Here is a 15,570-nt window from a genome sequence, read left to right on the forward strand (position 1 = left end):
GGCCCCGCCGCCCCCGCCGCCGTTCGGCGCGGGCGCGGCGGCGCCTGCGAGCACGCCGCCCTCGCGCAGGAGCCGCAGCGCCTCGTCGGGCGTCGGCAGGTCGGCGGCGTAGGCGAGGCGCACGAGCGCCATCTCGGCGGCGGGAAGCGGTCGCGCGGCCTGCGCCACTTCCGGGATCGCCTTCGTCAGGATCTGCCAGGCGCGCGAGAGAGCCCGCACCGACAGCCCCTCGGCGAAGCTCTGCGCGCGCGTGCGCTCCTCCTCCGACAAAGTCGCGTCGCCGAGCGCGCCGGGGACGAGCTTGGCGCGGGTCGTGAGGTGGGTGAAGGCCGCGAGCTCCTGGAGGACCATGGCGGGATCGGCGCCGTTGTCCCATTGGTCGCGCAGGAGCGCGAAGGCGGCCGGCACGTCCCCCTTCATCGCCGCCTCGAACAGGTCGACGATCTTGGCGCGGTCGGCGAGGCCGAGCATGTCGCGCACGATCTCGGGCGTCACGAGCCCGGCGCCGTGGGCGATCGCCTGGTCGAGGAGCGAGAGCGAATCGCGCACCGAGCCTTCCGCCGCGCGCGCCACCGAGGCGAGCGCCTCCGGATGCGCCTCGACGCCCTCGAGCGCGCAGATCTTGGCGAGATGCGCGATCAGCGTCTCGGCGGGCACGCGCTTCAGGTCGAAGCGCTGGCAGCGCGAGAGGATGGTGACGGGGACCTTGTGGATCTCGGTCGTCGCGAACACGAACTTGGCGTGCGGCGGCGGCTCCTCCAACGTCTTCAGGAAAGCGTTGAAGGCCGCCGTCGAGAGCATGTGCACCTCGTCGACGATGTAGACCTTGTAGCGCGCCGAGACGGGGGCGTAGCGCACCGCGTCGACGATCTGGCGGACGTTCTCGACGCCGTTGTTCGACGCCGCGTCGATCTCGAGCACGTCGATGTGGCGGCCCTCGACGATGGCCTCGCAATGGCGGCCCGTCTCGGAGAGATCGATGGTCGGCCCGCCCGATCCGTCCTCGCGCAGGAAGTTGAGGCCGCGCGCGAGGATGCGCGCCGTCGTCGTCTTGCCGACCCCGCGTACGCCGGTCAGCATCCAGGCCTGGGGGATGCGCCCCGTCGAGAAGGCGTTCGAGAGGGTGCGCACCATCGCGTCCTGGCCGATCAGGTCGTCGAAGGTGCGGGGGCGGTACTTGCGGGCGAGGACGCGATAGCCGCCCTTCGCCGATTGGGGCGCGGCCGGCGCGAAGCCCGGCAGGCCCGGCTCGTCGAAGGCGGGCGCGGTCTCGGTCGCGCCTGGCGTCTCGTCGCTCATCGGATCGCGTGCTCGGGTCGCGGCTTCGTCGGGCGGGAACGCGCGGCGCGGGCGCCCGCGAATCGTGCGGTGGGAGGCTGGACGAGAACCCGTTCGGTCTCGTTAGGGCTGCTTCCTTCCGGACCTGACCCGGTTGGCGAGTGAGACGTCCCCCGCCAACCTCCCGAGGCCTATATGGACCGGATCGAGACCCCGCGCAATACGGACCGCACGGGTTTTCCCGCCCGCCGCGGCGGCGCTCAGCGGACGAGCGCCAGGGCGGTGCCGAGCGCGACGGCGAGGAGCGCGATGCCGCTCGCCGAGAAGCGCACGACGAGCGTCTCGAGCCGCGCCGTGCGCGCGAGCGCGATCCCGAGCCGCCGCGCGCCGCGGCTCTGCAAGGGCTTGGTGCGCACCTGCGCGCGGGCGCGGGCGACGAGGACGAGGCGGGTCGCCGCGCGCTCGAGCGGGCCGGCGAGATCGCCCTCCGGGATCGCGGGGATCGGCGGGGGCAGGCGCGCGGCGAGAAGCGCGATCGCGGCGGCCAGAAGGACGGGCCAGGTCCCCGCCCAGAGGTTCGCGGGGGCGAGCGCGTAGGCGAGGGGGCGTTCCGCGAGATTGGCGAAGGCGAGCCAGGGCAGGACGATCGCCGCGATCGCGAGCGCCGCGAAGGGCGCGGCGAGACGGGCGGCGGCGCGGGGATCCTCGGGCGTGTGCGGCGCCTGCGCGGCGAGCACGCGCGCGGCATGCAGGAGGAGGAGCGCCGTCGTCGCCGCCGAGACGGTGACGAGGAGCTCCGCGAGCCCTCCGAGGGGCGCCTTCAGCGCGACCTTGGCGAGCGCGCCGCCGAAGGGCGGCAGGCCGGCGATCGAGAGGGCGAGCGCGATCACCACGACGAGCGATGCCGTTCGCAGCCGTCCCGACGCGGCCGCGACCACGCCCACCGCGAGGAAGAGCGCGCCCTTCGCGAGCCCGTGATGGGCCGCGTAGAGGGCCGCCGCCCCGAGGGCGGGCGCACCCGTCGCGACGGCCGAGGCGGCGAGCGCGCCGAGAAGCAGGCTCATCTGGCTCACCGTCGAATAAGCGAGGATCGCCTTCGGGTTGGCCTGCGCGAGGCCCGCGAGCACCGCCGCGAAGGCGCCGCCGAGGCCGGCCGCGACGAGGAGGGTCGCGAGCACCGACCCGAGCGCCTCGAGCGGCACGAGGAGCATCGCCCCGAAGATCCCCGCCTTCACGATCGCCCCCGACAGCACGGCGGAGGCCGGCGTCGGCGCGGCGGGGTGGGCGAGCGGCAGCCAGACGTGGAGCGGCACGAGCCCCGCCTTGACGCCGAAGCCGACGAGGAGCGCCGCGCTCGCGAGATCGCCGCCGCGCATCGTCGCGAGCGACGCGCGGACCTCCGCGACGTCGAGGCTCCCCGCCGCCGCCGATCCCGCGATCAGGCCCGCCAGGATCGCCGCCTCGCCGAAGACCGCGAGCGCGAGGTAGAGCCGCCCGGCGCGCAGCGCCCGCTCGGTGCCCTCGTGCACGACGAGGATGTAGGCGGCGAGCGAGACCGCGGCGAAGGAGACGTAGAAGGTCGCGACGTCGCGGGCGAGAAAGATGCCGAGATTGCCCGCGAGCGTGAGGCACCAGAAGCCCGTGAAGGTCGCGCGTCTGGCGCTGCCCTTCAGATAGACGAGCGCGTAGAGGCCCGCGAGCGCCCAAAGCCCCGCCGCGACGCCGAGCATCGCGGCCGAGGGCGCGTCGAGCGCCAGGGAGACGCCGAAGAGAAGGTCCGGCACCCGCGTCTCGACGCCGTGCGGCGCGAGAAGCGCGACGGCGAGGCCGGGCAGCGGCGCGATCGGCAGGAGGAGGAGCACGCGCGGCCGCAGGACCGGCAGCGCGGCGAGCGCCGCGAGGAGGAGCGGCCAGACGAGCGCGAGGAAGGGGAGGGTCGGGCCCTCGATCACGGCGCTCATGGCAGGTAGGTCCTCTCCACGATCAAAGTCGCCCAGGCGAGCGGCGACAGCGGCGAGGCGGCGACGAGGCCCACCGCGAGCGCGGCGAGCGCGGTGACGACCGGCGGTCCGACGAGGCCGAGGGGGCGCTCGAGCGGGCGCTCGTCTGGTCCCCGCGCGGGCAGCGCCTCCGGCGGCGGCAGGAACCACATCCGATAGAGGAGGGGGAGGAAATAGGCCGCGTTGAGCAGCGAGGAGGCGACGAGCACGCCGACCACCCAGGGCTGACCCGCCTGCAGGCCGCCCACCCCGAGATACCATTTGGAGACGAAGCCCGCGATCGGCGGGATGCCGATCATGCCCATCGCCCCGATCGAGAAGGCGCTCGCCGTCCAGGGCATGCGCGGGCCGATGCCGGCGAGCTCGTCGATCGCGTGCACGCCCGCGCGCTCGGCGAAGATCCCGGCGCAGAAGAACAGCGTGATCTTCATCAGCCCCTGGTGGACGAGGTGGACGAGCCCGCCGATCGTCGCGAAGGGGCCGGCGAGCGCGGCGCCGAGCACGATGTAGGAGACCTGGCTCACCGTCGAGAAGGCGAGGCGGCGCTTGATGTCGCTCTGCTGGAGGGCGCGCGCCGAGCCGTAGACGATGGTGATCGCCGCGAGCGCCGCGAGCGGCACGCCGACGCCGAGCGCCTCCACGCGCGCGATGCCGTAGACGTCGTAGACGACGCGCACGATGCCGAAGGCGCCCGCCTTGACGACGGCGACCGCGTGCAGGAGCGCGGAGACCGGCGCGGGCGCCGCCATCGCGGCCGGCAGCCAGCCGTGCAGCGGCACGAGCGCGGCCTTCACGCCGATGCCGAGCACGAACAGGACGAAGGCGAGCCGCAGCTTCGTGTCGTCCACCCCCTCGAGGGGGCTCGCCCCGGCGAAGGCGATCGGCCCGACCTCGCTCTCGAGCCAGACGATCGCGGCGAGCAGCGCCGCCGAGCCGGGCATCGTGTAGGCGAGATAACGCCGCCCGGCCGAGAGCGAGGCGGCATTGCCCTTGTGCACCACGAGCGGCCAGGTCGAGAGGGTCAGGAGCTCGTAGAACACGAAGAAGGTGACGAGATTGCCCGCGAACGCGATCCCCGTCGTCGCCGCGACGCAGAGCGAGAAGAAGCCGAAGAAGCGCGAGAGATCGGGCGAGCCCTCGAAATAGGCGATCGCGTAGATCGTCGTCAGCAGCCACAGGAAGGCGGAGAGCGTCACGAACAGGAGCGCGAGCGCGTCGACCCGCAGGACGAGGGCGAGCCCCGGCACGAGATCGAACCGCGTCTCGTAGAGCACGCCCGCGCCGACCTCCGCCAGCATGAATCCGACGAGCCCGAGCTTCACGACCGCCCCGCCGAGATTGAGCCCGTTGCGCACGCGCGCCTCGTCCTCGCGCAGGAAGAAGGTCACGAGGGCCGGCGCGAGCGAGGTCGCGATGACGAGAAGCGGCAGGAGCGCGCTCATTCGAGGCCCTCCATCGCCGCGAGCGGACGCCCGATCGCGAGGAGCGCGTAGGGCAGCGCGGAGGCGAAGCCGAGCGCGATCGCGAGAAGCGCGAGGGCGAGCGGGATCGCCTCGCGGGCCGGGCCGGGGAGGGGGCCGGCCGGCGCGCCTGCCTCCCGCTTCTCTTCTCCCTTGGCGAAGGCGCGGGTGAGCACGGGGAAGAGGTAGATCGCCGCCAAGAGCCCGCCCGCGAGCATGACCACGGCCCAGACCCATTGCCCGGAGCCGAAGGCCGCCATGAGGAGGAGATATTTGGCGATGAACCCGCCGCTCGGGGGCAGGCCCATCAGCGTCACCGCGGCGAGACCGAGCGCGAAGGCGGTCATCGGCATCGCTCGGGCGAGGCCGGAGAGCCCCGCGATGCGATCGTGCCCGAGGCGCGCCGCGACGAGCCCGGCTGCGAGGAACATCGCGGCCTTGGCGAGCGCGTGCGAGACGCCGTGCAGCATCGCCCCGCTCCAGGCCCCCGCCGCCCAGCTCTGCGCCCCCGAGGGCTGCACCATCTGCGTGCCGCCCGCGAGGGGGAAGAGGAGGAAGAGGTAGCCGATCTGCGCCACGGTGGAATAGGCGATCACGAGCTTGAGCCGCTCCTGGCGGATCGCGAGCAGCGAGCCGTAGACGATGGCGCCGGCGCCGAGCGCGCCCAGCATCTGCGTCAGCGCCGGCATCGCCGTCTCGGGGAGCGCCTCGAACCAGAGCCGGGCTAGGATGACGAAGGACGCCTTCGGCACGAGCGCGGAGAGGATGGCGGAGGCCGGTGCCGGCGCCCCCGCATGGGCGGGCGGCAGCCAGGCGTGCAGCGGGAAGAGCGCCGTCTTCGCCGCGAGGCCGGCCGTCATCAGCGCCCCCGCGACGAGCGGGCCCACGCCCGCGGGCGCGGCGGCGCCGATCAGCGCGATCTCGAGCGTACCGGTCTGCGCGTAGAGGAGGATCGCGCCCGCGAGATAGAGGAGCGAGCCGACGAGCGCGAAGAGCGCGTAGCGGATCGCGGCGGCCAGCGTCTCCGGCTTGCCCTCGATCGCGACGAGCGCGATCGCCGCGAGGCTCAGGAGCTCGAGCGCGACGTAGAGGTTGAACAGGTCCCCCGACAGGAAGACCGCGTTGAGCGCTCCCCAGGCGAGATGGGCGAGCGCGACGAAGGCGAAGCCGCGCCGGGTGTCCTCCCCCCGCGGCACGAGGCTGCCGCGCGCCAGCAGGAGGGCGGCCACCATCACGACGAGGGTCGTCGCGACGAAGGTGGCGGCGAGGCCGTCGGCGACGAGGGCGATGCCGAGCGGGGGCTCGAACCCGCCGATCGCGACCCGCGCCGCCCCGCCCTCCGCGACGCCCCAGACGAGCGCCGCCGTGACGAGCGCCATTCCCGGCCCCGTCGCGAGGACGAGCGCGCCCGCGTGGCGGCCCATCAGGAGCGCGGCGAGCGCGCCGGCGAGCGGCACCGCGACCGCGAGCGCGGCGGCGAGCGCGGAGAGGGCGAGGGGGTCGGTCACGAGGGCTCCCGCCGGGACGCCTCGCGCGTCGTCGTCGGCATCTCCTCGGGCAGCCCCGCGCCGCCGGTGAGCGCAGCGAAGCGGGCGATCAGCGCCGCGACGAGCGCCGTCGCCGAGAGCGCCACCACGATCCCGGTGATGATCAAGGCCTGCGGCACGGGGTCGAGCCCGAGATCCGGGCGGTAGCCGGTCGCGCCAAAGACGAGGAAGAGGCCCGAGCCGACGACGTTGAAGCCGATCAGCCGGCGCATCAGATGGCGGCGCGCGATCGTCCCGTAGAGGCCGAGCCCCACGAGCACGGCGCCGAGGAGCGCGTAGAGGAGGGCGTTGGGCGCGAGATCCGGGCTCATCGCGCGCTCCCCGGCAGCGGGCGCGCGGGCGGGCCGAGCACGAGGAGCGCGAGGCTCGCCGCGATCGAGGCCGTGAGCGCCGCCTCGATGGCGAGCACCAGCGTGCCGGCCCAATCGACCGGATAGAAGAGGAAGGTGCCTGCGAAGGCTCCGACGATGCCCATCGCGAGGAAGATCGCCGGCCCGATCGCGAGCGCGACGCGCACGCCCATGCGCGAGACGGACGGCGGCTCGACGATGCCCGCCATCGCGGCGAGCAGATAGACGGCCGCGAGGATGGTCCCGCCCTGGAAGGCGCCGCCGGGCGCGTAGGCGCCGACATGGACGACGTAGAGGCCGATCACGATGCCGACCGGCGGCAGCAGGCGCCCGAAGGTCGCGAGCACACCGCGCGGGCGCGCATGCAGCCGCAAGCCCGGCCGCCCGCCCCAGGCCTCGTCCGCGCTCGCCGCCCAGACGCCGACGAGGGCGGCGAGGAGCACGATCGATTCCATCAGCGTGTCGTAGCCGCGGAAGACCAGGAGCACGGCGGTAACCGGGTTCTCGACGCCCGTGACCCCGATCTCGCGCGCGACGAGCGGCGCGAGCCCCTCGCGACCCGGCTCCAGCGCGAGAACCGCGAGCGCGATCGCGGTCGCGACCGCCGCCGCGCCGACCCCCGCGAGCGCCTTGGCGAGACGCGGGGCGGGCGCGGGCTCGGCGGCGTCGAGCCGCGCGAGGCGGGCGGCGGTGCCCACCAGCAGCACGCCCGTGAGCCCCGCCCCGATCGCGGCTTCGGCGAGGGCGACGTCGATGGCTTCCAACCGCACCCAGGCGAGCGCCACGAGAAGTCCGTAGACGATGAAGGAGACGAGGCTCCCGAACAGATCGCGTCCCGCCACCGCAGCGAGCGCGGCGACGAGGACGAGCGCGCACAAGGCGATGTCGAACGCGAGCCCCGCGCCCGCCGCCGCGCTCATCGCGCCTCCTCCCGCTCGGGCGCCGGCGCGCGTCCCGGCGCGCCTCTCGGCAGCGCGGCGCGGGCGACGAGCTGGGCCGCGGTCGCGGCGGCGAGGATCGCGAGCGCCCACACCGCGAGGATCTTCACGGCGAGGAAGACGTCCCCCATCCGCGCGATCACGGCGAGCGCCACGAGGCCGAGCCCGAGATTGTCCGCCTTGGTCAACGCGTGCAGCCGGCTGTGCACGTCGGGAAAGCGCAGGAGGCCGAGCGTGCCGGCGAGGAAGAAGACCGCGCCCGCGGTGCCGGTCGCGATGCTGAAGAGATCGACGCCGCTCATCGCGACGCTCCCTCGTCCTGCGCCGCGAGATCGATCGCGACGTCCTCCTCTTCCGGGTCGCCGAGCCCGTCCGCGCTCGCGGCCTTGACGAAGGCGATCGCGGCGAAGGCGGCGAGCAGCGCGAGCACCAGGGCGACGTCGATGGCGGCCGGGGCGTCGGTCGCGGCGGCGAGGAGGAGGGCCGTCGCGACGCCGCCCGTGCCGACGAGCTGGGCGCCCATCATCCGATCGGCTGGCGCGGGCCCGCGCAGCACCCGCACCAGAGCGCCCGCGACGGTGACGAGGAGGATCGCGGCGAGCGCGAGAAAGAAGGCGCTCATCGGCGCGCCTCCCCCTCGGCATCCGCATCGTCGAGCCCGACGGCCCGCGCGATGCGCGCCTCCTCGCGACGGGTGGCGCCGACGACGTCCTGGCGCGTGTCGAGGCAATGGACGAGGAGATCGTCCCCCCGGCTCCCCGCCGCGAGCGTGCCGGGCAGGAGCGAGATCTCGCTCGCGAGCGCGACGCGCGCCCCGCCCTCCGGCAGCCGCGTGCGCACGAGCCGCCATCCCGGCGCGAGCGGCAGGCGCGGATCGAAGGCGCGGCGCGCGACGTCGATCCCGCCGAGCACCGATCGCCAGAGGAACCCGATCGCGAGCAGCAGAGCCGCGAGGACGGAGCCGCGCCGCTCCCGCGGCGGCAGGGTCAGGAGGCTCGCCCAGGTCGCCGCGGCGACCGCGGGGATCGCGAAATAGAGCCCGCCCGGATAGAAGCCGGTCAGCACGATCCAGAGGATCGCGAACAAGACGAAGCGCTCTATTCCCGCGCGCATGCCACCCCCCTGGTTCTGCCCGTTCCGCATCAACGAGACGAGCGAGCTTCGCCGTCGGTTCCATCGAGGCGTAGAGGAGGGGGAGGTGATCGGGCAATCCGGTGGAGCCCGCAGGGGGCGCGATGGGTCAGCCCCCTCACCCCACCCAGGCGCGCCGGCCGTAATCGATCACGAAACGCTCCGGCGCGGCGGCGAGGCTCGCCATGGCGCGCATCACGACGGCATCGCTCGGCAGGCGCAGGAGGGGGATGGTGCGGGCGAGCGCGACGACGGGGGCCTTGTCGTCGAACAGGGCGCGGAAGCGCTGCGGGTCCATCAGCGGCGCGAGCGAGCTCATCACGCCCCCGCGCAGGTGAACGCCGCCGGTCGCGGCCAGCACGAGGCCCATGTCGCCGGCGAAGCGCGCGAGATGGTCGAGGAAGATGCGCACGCTCGCCGCGCAATGACGGGAGGCCGCATCCTCGCCGCCCCGCGCCGCGCAGGCCGCGACCGAGGGCGGATCGGCCTCGACCGCCTCGACCGCGCGCCCGAAGGCCGGCGCGAGCGCGTGGTGCAGGCGCACGAGGCCGGGACCGCACAGAACCGTCTCCGCCGTGACCCGGCCGCCGACCCGCGGCAGGCGCGGCCAGAACTCGGCGTCGGTCTCGTCGAGCGGCCCGAGCGCGACGTGCCCGGCTTCCCCCGGCATCGGCAGGGCGCGCCCGTCGACCACGACGAGCCCGGCCATGCCGAGCCCCGTGCCCGGCCCGAGCACCAGCTTCGCCCCGCTGCCGGGCGCGACCGAGGCGCCGATCGGCTCGACATCGTCGGGCTCCAGCACCGACAGAGCGAGCGCGGCGGCCTCGAAATCGTTGAGGAGGAGCCCTTGCGCGAGCCCGAAGCGGCGCGCGATCGCCTCCCCGTCGAAGCTCCAGGTGGCGTTGGTGAGGGTGCCGCCGCGGCCGATCACGGGGCAGGCCGCGCAGATCACGATGCTCGCAGGCCGCACCGGCGCCGCCTCGATCGCCCGCGCGATCGCCTCCTCCGCGCTCGCGATCCCCTTCGTCGCCACCCGGCTTACCGGGACGACGGGGCCGCCGGGCGTCTCGGCGAGCGCGAAGCGGGCATTGGTGCCGCCGACATCGGCGACGAGCACGGGATGGGGAAAAGCGGTCATGAGCCTCGAACGCACCAGGACGCGAAACGGATCGTCGAGAGGAGATGATAGCGCGATTCGCCCGAGAATCCCTCCCCGGAGGGGAGGGTGGCCCCTGAGCGAAGCGAAAGGGGTCGGGTGGGGCCCGACGCCTGCAGGACGATCTCCGCCCGTCAGAGGTGCCGGTCGATGTCCATTCTCGCGTGGAGGATACGAATGACGTCGATGGTCGCAGCGTCAGCCCTTCGAAAGAACACGACGTGAGAGCCAACGCGGTGGCGGAGATAGCCGGGCCTCACCTCGTCGATCGGCTGCCCGACGCGGTGGCCAGCCGCGAGATCGGCGAAGGCGCTCGTCAGGACGCGCGTATAGCGCTCCGCCTGATTCTCGCCCCAGCGCTCCGCACCGTAGTCCCAGATCTCCGCCAGATCCGCACGAGCCTTCGGCGAAAGCCTGTAGCCGCTCATTCAAGGCCGCCCCGTCCGCTTGCCGCGGATGAAGGCTTCGACGTCGAACGGCTCGGGTGCGCCGCTGCGCTCCCCGTCATCGAGCGCTCGGCGCAGCGCCTCGACTTTCGCCTCGTGCTCCTCGAGGAGACGCAGGCCCGATCGCACGACGTCGCTCGCCGAGCCGTATCGCCCACTTGCGACCTGGCGATCGACGAAGTCGGCGAAATGATCGCCGAGGCTGATCGACGTGTGGCGTGCCATGTCCACCTCCATGGTTCGATACCAGGAAACATAGGTTTTCTGGTATCGAGCGCAAGCCGCCTCAACCCTTCCCCTTCTCCGCGAGCGCGATGCCGCCGAGCACGAGCGCGAGGGCGAGCGCGTGGTAGAGCCGGAACGGCTCGGCCAGCACGAGGACGGCGAGGAGGGCGCCGAAGACCGGCACCAGGTTGACGAACAGCCCCGCCCGCCCCGGACCGATCAGCTCGACCCCGCGCATGAAGAAGAGCTGGGCGAGGAGCGAGGGCATCAAGGCGACGTAGAGGAGGATGCCGAGCCCCGGCCAGCCCGGCAGGACGGTCGCGCCCATCGCGAGCTCGATCGCCGCGAGCGGCAGGGAGGTGAGGAAGGCGATGACCGCCATCACCCCGAAGAAGACGAGCGGCGGCAAAGGCGGGCGCCGCCTCAGACCGAGCGTGTAGCCGGCATAGAGGACGCAGGCGATCACCATGAGCACGTCGCCGGGATTGAAGCGCAGGGCGAGGAGCGTGCGCAGCTCCCCCTGCGCCGCCACCGCCGCGACGCCGACGAGGGTCACGCCCATGCCGAGGATCTGCAGGAGCGTGACGCGGGTCCCGTAGACGAGGCGCGCGCCCAACAGGACGAGGACCGGGATCGCGCCCTGCAGGATGGTGATGTTGACCGCGCTCGTGTAGTTCGCCGCGACGTAGAGCATCGCGTTGAACGAGGTGAAGCCGAGCGCGGACATCGGCACGAGATAGCGCCAATGGGCGCGGATCGCGGGCCAGGCGGCGCGCATCGGGCGCGCGACGAAGGGCAGGAGGATCGCGAGCACGATCGCCCAGCGCGCGGTCGTCAGCAGCATCGGCGAGATCTCGCCCACCGCGAGCCGCGCGGCGACCGCGTTGCCGCCCCAGGCGAGGGTGGTCAGGACGAGGAGCGGGTAGGCGCGCCCGTAGAGGCCGACCCCGATCGCGCGGGTGCGCGAGCCCGGCTTCCGCGTCGCAGGCACGGTGGCATCTTCTCGCTTGCGCCCGTCGTCCATTGCGCTACACCACCGCGCGACTTCTCGCATAACAGGTTCCGGCCATGGCCTTACGGTTTCTCGTCGTCGAGGGCAACACGCGCGCGGACCGCGAAAGGCACGCGTCCGTATTCGGACTTTCGCCGGCCGACGGCTATGCGCAGGAGATCCGCCGCATCGCGCCGGACGCGGTCTGCGACATCGCCTTTCCCGCGGACGAAGGGGCGAACCTGCCCGATGCGGGCGGGCTCGAGGGCTACGACGCCGTCGTCCTCACCGGCTCGGCGCTCAATCTCTACGACATGACCCCGCCAATCCTGCGCCAGATCGCCCTGATGCGGGCGGTCTACGCGTCCGGCACCCCCGCCTTCGGCTCCTGCTGGGGCATCCAGGTCGGCGCCGCCGCGGCCGGCGGGAGCGTCGTGCGCAATCCCCGCGGCATCGAGGTGGGCTTCGCGCGGCGCATCGTGCGCACGCAGGCGAGCGCCGGCCACCCGCTGCTCGACGGCCGGCCCGCCGCCTTCGACGCGCCGGCGATCCATCTCGACATCGTCGAAACCCTGCCCGAGGGCGCGCTCGTGCTCGCGCACAACGCGATGGCGGGCGTCCAGGCGGCCGAGTTCGCCCACGCGGGCGGGCGCTTCTGGGGCGTGCAATACCATCCGGAATTCTCGCTTCCCGAGCTCGCCGCCTATCTCGCGCGCTACGGCGGGCGCCTCGTCGCCGCCGGCCTGTGCGCGGACGAAGCCGCGGCCGCGCGCTATGCCGACGAGATCGCGACGCTCGGGCGCGATCCCTCCCGACGCGATCTCGCCTGGGCGCACGGCGTCGATGCGGAGGTGCTCGATCCGGACCGCCGCACCCGCGAGATCCGCAATTTCGTCGAGGCGCGGGTGCGCCCGACGAAGTCGGCGCGGGGGCGTGCATGAGCGCGCTCCTCGCACCGCATCCCCCAAGCATGGCGGCCTCGACCCGCGGTCTCGTCGTCGTTCGCACCACCGGCGATGCGATCGCGGATCGCCGCTTCGCCTGGGCGCAGGGCTGCCGCGAGGCCGGCGATCATGCCGCCGCCGCCGAGATGGCGGAGCACACGCTCGCGCTCGCCCCCCGCTTCGCGCCGGCCTGGGCGCTCCTGGGCGAGGCGCGGCTCGCGCTCGGCGACGAGGCGGGGGCCTGCGAGGCGCTTTCGCGCGCCCTCGCGCTCGAGCCGGAGGACGTGCTCGGCGTATCGATCGCGCTCGCGCGGCTCGGCGCGGTCGATCAGGCGGACGCGATGACGCCGGCTTACGTCCGCGCCCTGTTCGACGGCTATGCGGACGCCTTCGAGGCGCATCTCACCGAGCGGCTCGGCTATCGCGGCCCGAGCCTCGTCGCAGCGCTCGTCGATCGGCTCGCGCCCGGCCGCCGCTTCGGCAGCGTCCTCGATCTCGGCTGCGGCACGGGGTTGATGGGCGAGGCGATCCGCGCCCGCGCCGATTGGCTGGAGGGCATCGATCTCGCGCCTGCCATGGTCGACAAGGCGCGCGAGAAGGGCGTGTACGACGCGCTCGCCGTCGCCGAGCTGACCGAGCGGCTCGCAGCCTGCCCGCCCGCGAGCCTCGACCTGATCCTCGCCGCCGACGTGATGGTCTATATCGGCGATCCGGTCCACGTGCTGACGAACGCCGCCGCCGCGCTCGCGCCGGGCGGGCTGTTCGTCTTCACCGTCCAGGCGCATCCCGGCCCCGGCTTCGCCATCGGCGCGGATGCCCGCTTCGCCCATTCCGCCGCCTTCCTGCGCGAGCGCGCGACGCAGGCGGGGCTCGCCGTGGCGGCCATCGACGAGGCCTGGTCGCGCTGCGATGCGGGGCGGCCGGTGGCAGGACATCTGGTGGCGTTGCAACGCGTCGCCGACATCGCTCCGCTCGACTTTTCCCGCCGCGATTAAGCGCGGATTTACCATGGCCTGAGACAACCTCACGGTGACGTGTCGCCGGAGGGGGCGTGTGATGATGTGGCGTTTGGGGTTGTCGACGGTCGCTCTCGTGGTCGCGGCGTGGCCTGCGGCCGCGCAGGTGCCGAGCGAGGACCAGCTCTGGGGCCTGCGGATGATCCGCCTCGATCCCGCGCTCGAGCGCGGGCTCACGGGGCGCGGCACGACGATCGGCGTCGTCGACAGCGCGATGCAGCTCGACCATCCGGAATATGCCGGCCGCGTCGGCCCCTCCTTCGACATCTACCTGCAGGGGCCGAGCACGACCACGCCCGACCTCCACGGGACCCACGTTGCCGGCACCATCGCCGGCACGAATACCGGCGTCGCGCGCGGGGCGACGCTCGTTCCGATCACGATCTTCCACGGCTCGTCGGGCGGAGACGGCTTCGACGCGCTCCTCGCCTCCGGCTACCGGCACGGGCTCGAGCAGGGCGTGCGCATCTTCAACAATTCCTGGGGCTCGTACGGGACGAGCATCGTCGCGGTTCGCCGCAGCGACATCGAGGCGTTCGCGCCGGGGACGCTGGCGGCCTTCCGCCAGGTCGCCGGAGCCGGCCGGATCATGGTCTTCGCCACGGGTAACGAGGGCTTCGCCAATCCGAGCATCCAGGCCGGGATGCCCCACTATTTCCCCGAGCTGACCCCCTATTGGGTGGCGGTGACCGCGATCGGGCTCGACGGCAACCGCGCGTCCTACGCCAATGCCTGCGGCGTCGCCGCGCAATGGTGCCTCGCGGCGCCGGGCGGCGACATGCCCATCGATCCGGGCATCGGGTCGTCGGCGCCGGGCAACGGCTACGCCTTCATCGACGGCACCTCGATGGCCACGCCGCACGTCTCCGGCGCGCTGGCGCTCGCCGCCGAGCTCTTTCCGAACGCGACCTCGCCCGAACTCGTCCAGCTCGTCCTGCAGACCTCGCGGGACGCAGGCGCGCCGGGCGTCGATTCCGTCTATGGCTGGGGCGTCCTCGATGTCCGCAACATCGTCGACACCCGCGACGAGCGGGTGGCTCGGGCTTTCGCGAGCGCGTCCTTCTCCCGCGATGCGGCGCTCGGCCACGCGGGCGCGCTCCTGCGCGGGCAGCTCGACCGCCGCGTCGCGGCGCGCGGCGACCTCTCGAGCTCCGATCTCGAGCGATACGCCTCCTTCGCCGCCTCGATGGACGGCGGCCGCATCGGGATCGCCGATCCCGCCTTGCGCGCGATCTGGCTCGCGCCGCTCTACGGCGAGGCGCGGCTCGACGGCGCCGGGGGCGCGCCCGGCGCGTCCACCCGCACCGGGGGATTGATGGCCGGCGCCGACCTCGTGGCGGAGGAGCGCCTGCGGCTCGGCCTCGCCGCCGGCTGGTCGCGCACGCAGACGACGATCCCCGGCTCGACCGACAAGGGCGAGACCGACGCGCTGCATGTCGGCGCCTACGGCGCGCTCGAGGCCGACGGCTGGTTCCTGAAGGGGAGCGCGCAGGTCGCGTTCTTCTCCGGGCCTCCGGGCAGCGGCTCGGTGACGCGGCGCGACATTCCCGGCGCGGCGGGCACCGCGGGCGCGCCCATCGGGCGCACGAACATCGAAGGGACCGGCGCGGAGATCGACGGGCGCATCGGCTATGCCTTCGAGATCGCGGACGGCGCGAGCCTCGCGCCCTACGTCGCCGTGCGCAGCCGCTGGCAGCAGACCGGCGCCGCCCGCGAGCTCGATGCGGGCATCTTCGCCCTCGACGTCGCCGCCGCCTCGCGCCACCAGACCGAGTTCGGCCCGGGCCTGCGGCTCGTCTCCGGGCCGCTCGTCTTCCGCGACGTGACGCTGCGGCTGTCGGGCGACATCGCCTATGCACGCCTGACCGGCGACGCCGCGCACCGCTCCCGCGTCGTCCTCCTGGGGACGGCGATGGAGGCCCGCACGGCGGATGTCGGCCGCGACATCCTGCGCGTCGGCGGTCGCCTCGACATCGCCCGCACCGACGGCCGCATCACGAGCTTCATCGGCTACGACGCGGCGTTCCAGGCGCGAGCGGTCTCGCACACGGTGTCGGGGGGGCTCGCCGGCTCGTTCTGAGCGCGCGG

Annotated in this window: 16 protein-coding genes and 1 other RNA gene; 3 read left to right on the forward strand and 14 right to left on the reverse strand. The window is 73.6% G+C overall.

The features are described from left to right. The 14 genes from ACK4UM_RS00005 to ACK4UM_RS00070 all read right to left on the reverse strand — a co-directional run. Positions 1–1,299: DNA polymerase III subunit gamma/tau (locus ACK4UM_RS00005; RefSeq protein ID WP_409793813.1), on the reverse strand; the 1,299-nt coding region annotated here is incomplete at its 3' end. A 68-nt stretch (positions 1,300–1,367) separates the two neighbouring features. Continuing rightward, positions 1,368–1,464, reverse strand: an RNA gene (gene ffs / locus ACK4UM_RS00010) — signal recognition particle sRNA small type. Positions 1,465–1,538: 74 nt separating this feature from the next. Further along, positions 1,539–3,239 carry a complex I subunit 5 family protein gene (locus tag ACK4UM_RS00015; protein WP_409793815.1) on the reverse strand — a complete coding sequence of 567 codons (1,701 nt, stop codon included), beginning with the start codon at positions 3,237–3,239 and terminating at the stop codon, positions 1,539–1,541. Further along, positions 3,236–4,720: a complex I subunit 5 family protein gene (locus ACK4UM_RS00020; protein WP_409793818.1), complete on the reverse strand. Its 1,485-nt coding sequence runs from the start codon at positions 4,718–4,720 to the stop codon at positions 3,236–3,238. Before ACK4UM_RS00020 ends, ACK4UM_RS00015 begins: the two co-directional genes overlap by 4 nt. Further along, entirely contained in the window at positions 4,717–6,246 is a 1,530-nt protein-coding gene (locus ACK4UM_RS00025) for a complex I subunit 5 family protein (protein WP_409793821.1), read from the reverse strand. The genes ACK4UM_RS00020 and ACK4UM_RS00025 overlap by 4 nt, the downstream gene beginning before the upstream one ends. Continuing rightward, positions 6,243–6,596, reverse strand: a complete 354-nt coding sequence (locus ACK4UM_RS00030; protein ID WP_409793824.1) for an NADH-quinone oxidoreductase subunit K — start codon at positions 6,594–6,596, stop codon at positions 6,243–6,245. Before ACK4UM_RS00030 ends, ACK4UM_RS00025 begins: the two co-directional genes overlap by 4 nt. Continuing rightward, positions 6,593–7,555, reverse strand: coding sequence for a hydrogenase subunit MbhD domain-containing protein (locus ACK4UM_RS00035; protein ID WP_409793826.1), 963 nt, complete (start codon positions 7,553–7,555; stop codon positions 6,593–6,595). Before ACK4UM_RS00035 ends, ACK4UM_RS00030 begins: the two co-directional genes overlap by 4 nt. Further along, entirely contained in the window at positions 7,552–7,875 is a 324-nt protein-coding gene (locus ACK4UM_RS00040; protein WP_409793829.1) for a cation:proton antiporter, read from the reverse strand. Before ACK4UM_RS00040 ends, ACK4UM_RS00035 begins: the two co-directional genes overlap by 4 nt. Beyond that, complete coding sequence (locus tag ACK4UM_RS00045; protein WP_409793832.1) at positions 7,872–8,195, reverse strand: monovalent cation/H+ antiporter complex subunit F; 324 nt, start codon at positions 8,193–8,195, stop codon at positions 7,872–7,874. The genes ACK4UM_RS00040 and ACK4UM_RS00045 overlap by 4 nt, the downstream gene beginning before the upstream one ends. After that, complete coding sequence (locus tag ACK4UM_RS00050) at positions 8,192–8,686, reverse strand: Na+/H+ antiporter subunit E (RefSeq protein ID WP_409793835.1); 495 nt, start codon at positions 8,684–8,686, stop codon at positions 8,192–8,194. Before ACK4UM_RS00050 ends, ACK4UM_RS00045 begins: the two co-directional genes overlap by 4 nt. Positions 8,687–8,822: 136 nt before the next feature. Beyond that, on the reverse strand, positions 8,823–9,842 hold the full coding sequence (locus ACK4UM_RS00055) for a glucokinase (protein WP_409793838.1): 1,020 nt from the start codon (positions 9,840–9,842) through the stop codon (positions 8,823–8,825). A 152-nt stretch (positions 9,843–9,994) separates the two neighbouring features. Then, entirely contained in the window at positions 9,995–10,288 is a 294-nt protein-coding gene (locus ACK4UM_RS00060) for a type II toxin-antitoxin system RelE/ParE family toxin (RefSeq protein ID WP_409793841.1), read from the reverse strand. Then, positions 10,289–10,531: a type II toxin-antitoxin system ParD family antitoxin gene (locus tag ACK4UM_RS00065; protein ID WP_409793844.1), complete on the reverse strand. Its 243-nt coding sequence runs from the start codon at positions 10,529–10,531 to the stop codon at positions 10,289–10,291. Positions 10,532–10,592: 61 nt separating this feature from the next. Continuing rightward, complete coding sequence (locus tag ACK4UM_RS00070) at positions 10,593–11,522, reverse strand: DMT family transporter (RefSeq protein WP_409793847.1); 930 nt, start codon at positions 11,520–11,522, stop codon at positions 10,593–10,595. A gap of 77 nt (positions 11,523–11,599) precedes the next feature. Here ACK4UM_RS00070 and ACK4UM_RS00075 point away from each other — a divergent pair, with 77 nt between their 5' ends. The 3 genes from ACK4UM_RS00075 (at position 11,600) to ACK4UM_RS00085 (ending at position 15,562) form a co-directional block, all read left to right on the forward strand. Next, positions 11,600–12,463, forward strand: a complete 864-nt coding sequence (locus tag ACK4UM_RS00075) for a type 1 glutamine amidotransferase (RefSeq protein WP_409793850.1) — start codon at positions 11,600–11,602, stop codon at positions 12,461–12,463. A gap of 29 nt (positions 12,464–12,492) precedes the next feature. Continuing rightward, positions 12,493–13,461 (forward strand): methyltransferase domain-containing protein, encoded by a 969-nt coding sequence (locus ACK4UM_RS00080; protein WP_409793853.1) that lies wholly within the window; start codon positions 12,493–12,495, stop codon positions 13,459–13,461. A 61-nt stretch (positions 13,462–13,522) separates the two neighbouring features. Beyond that, on the forward strand, positions 13,523–15,562 hold the full coding sequence (locus ACK4UM_RS00085) for a S8 family peptidase (protein WP_409793855.1): 2,040 nt from the start codon (positions 13,523–13,525) through the stop codon (positions 15,560–15,562). Positions 15,563–15,570 lie beyond the last annotated feature (8 nt).

Source organism: Salinarimonas sp. (genome assembly GCF_046292825.1).
Taxonomy (GTDB): Bacteria; Pseudomonadota; Alphaproteobacteria; order Rhizobiales; family Beijerinckiaceae; genus Salinarimonas.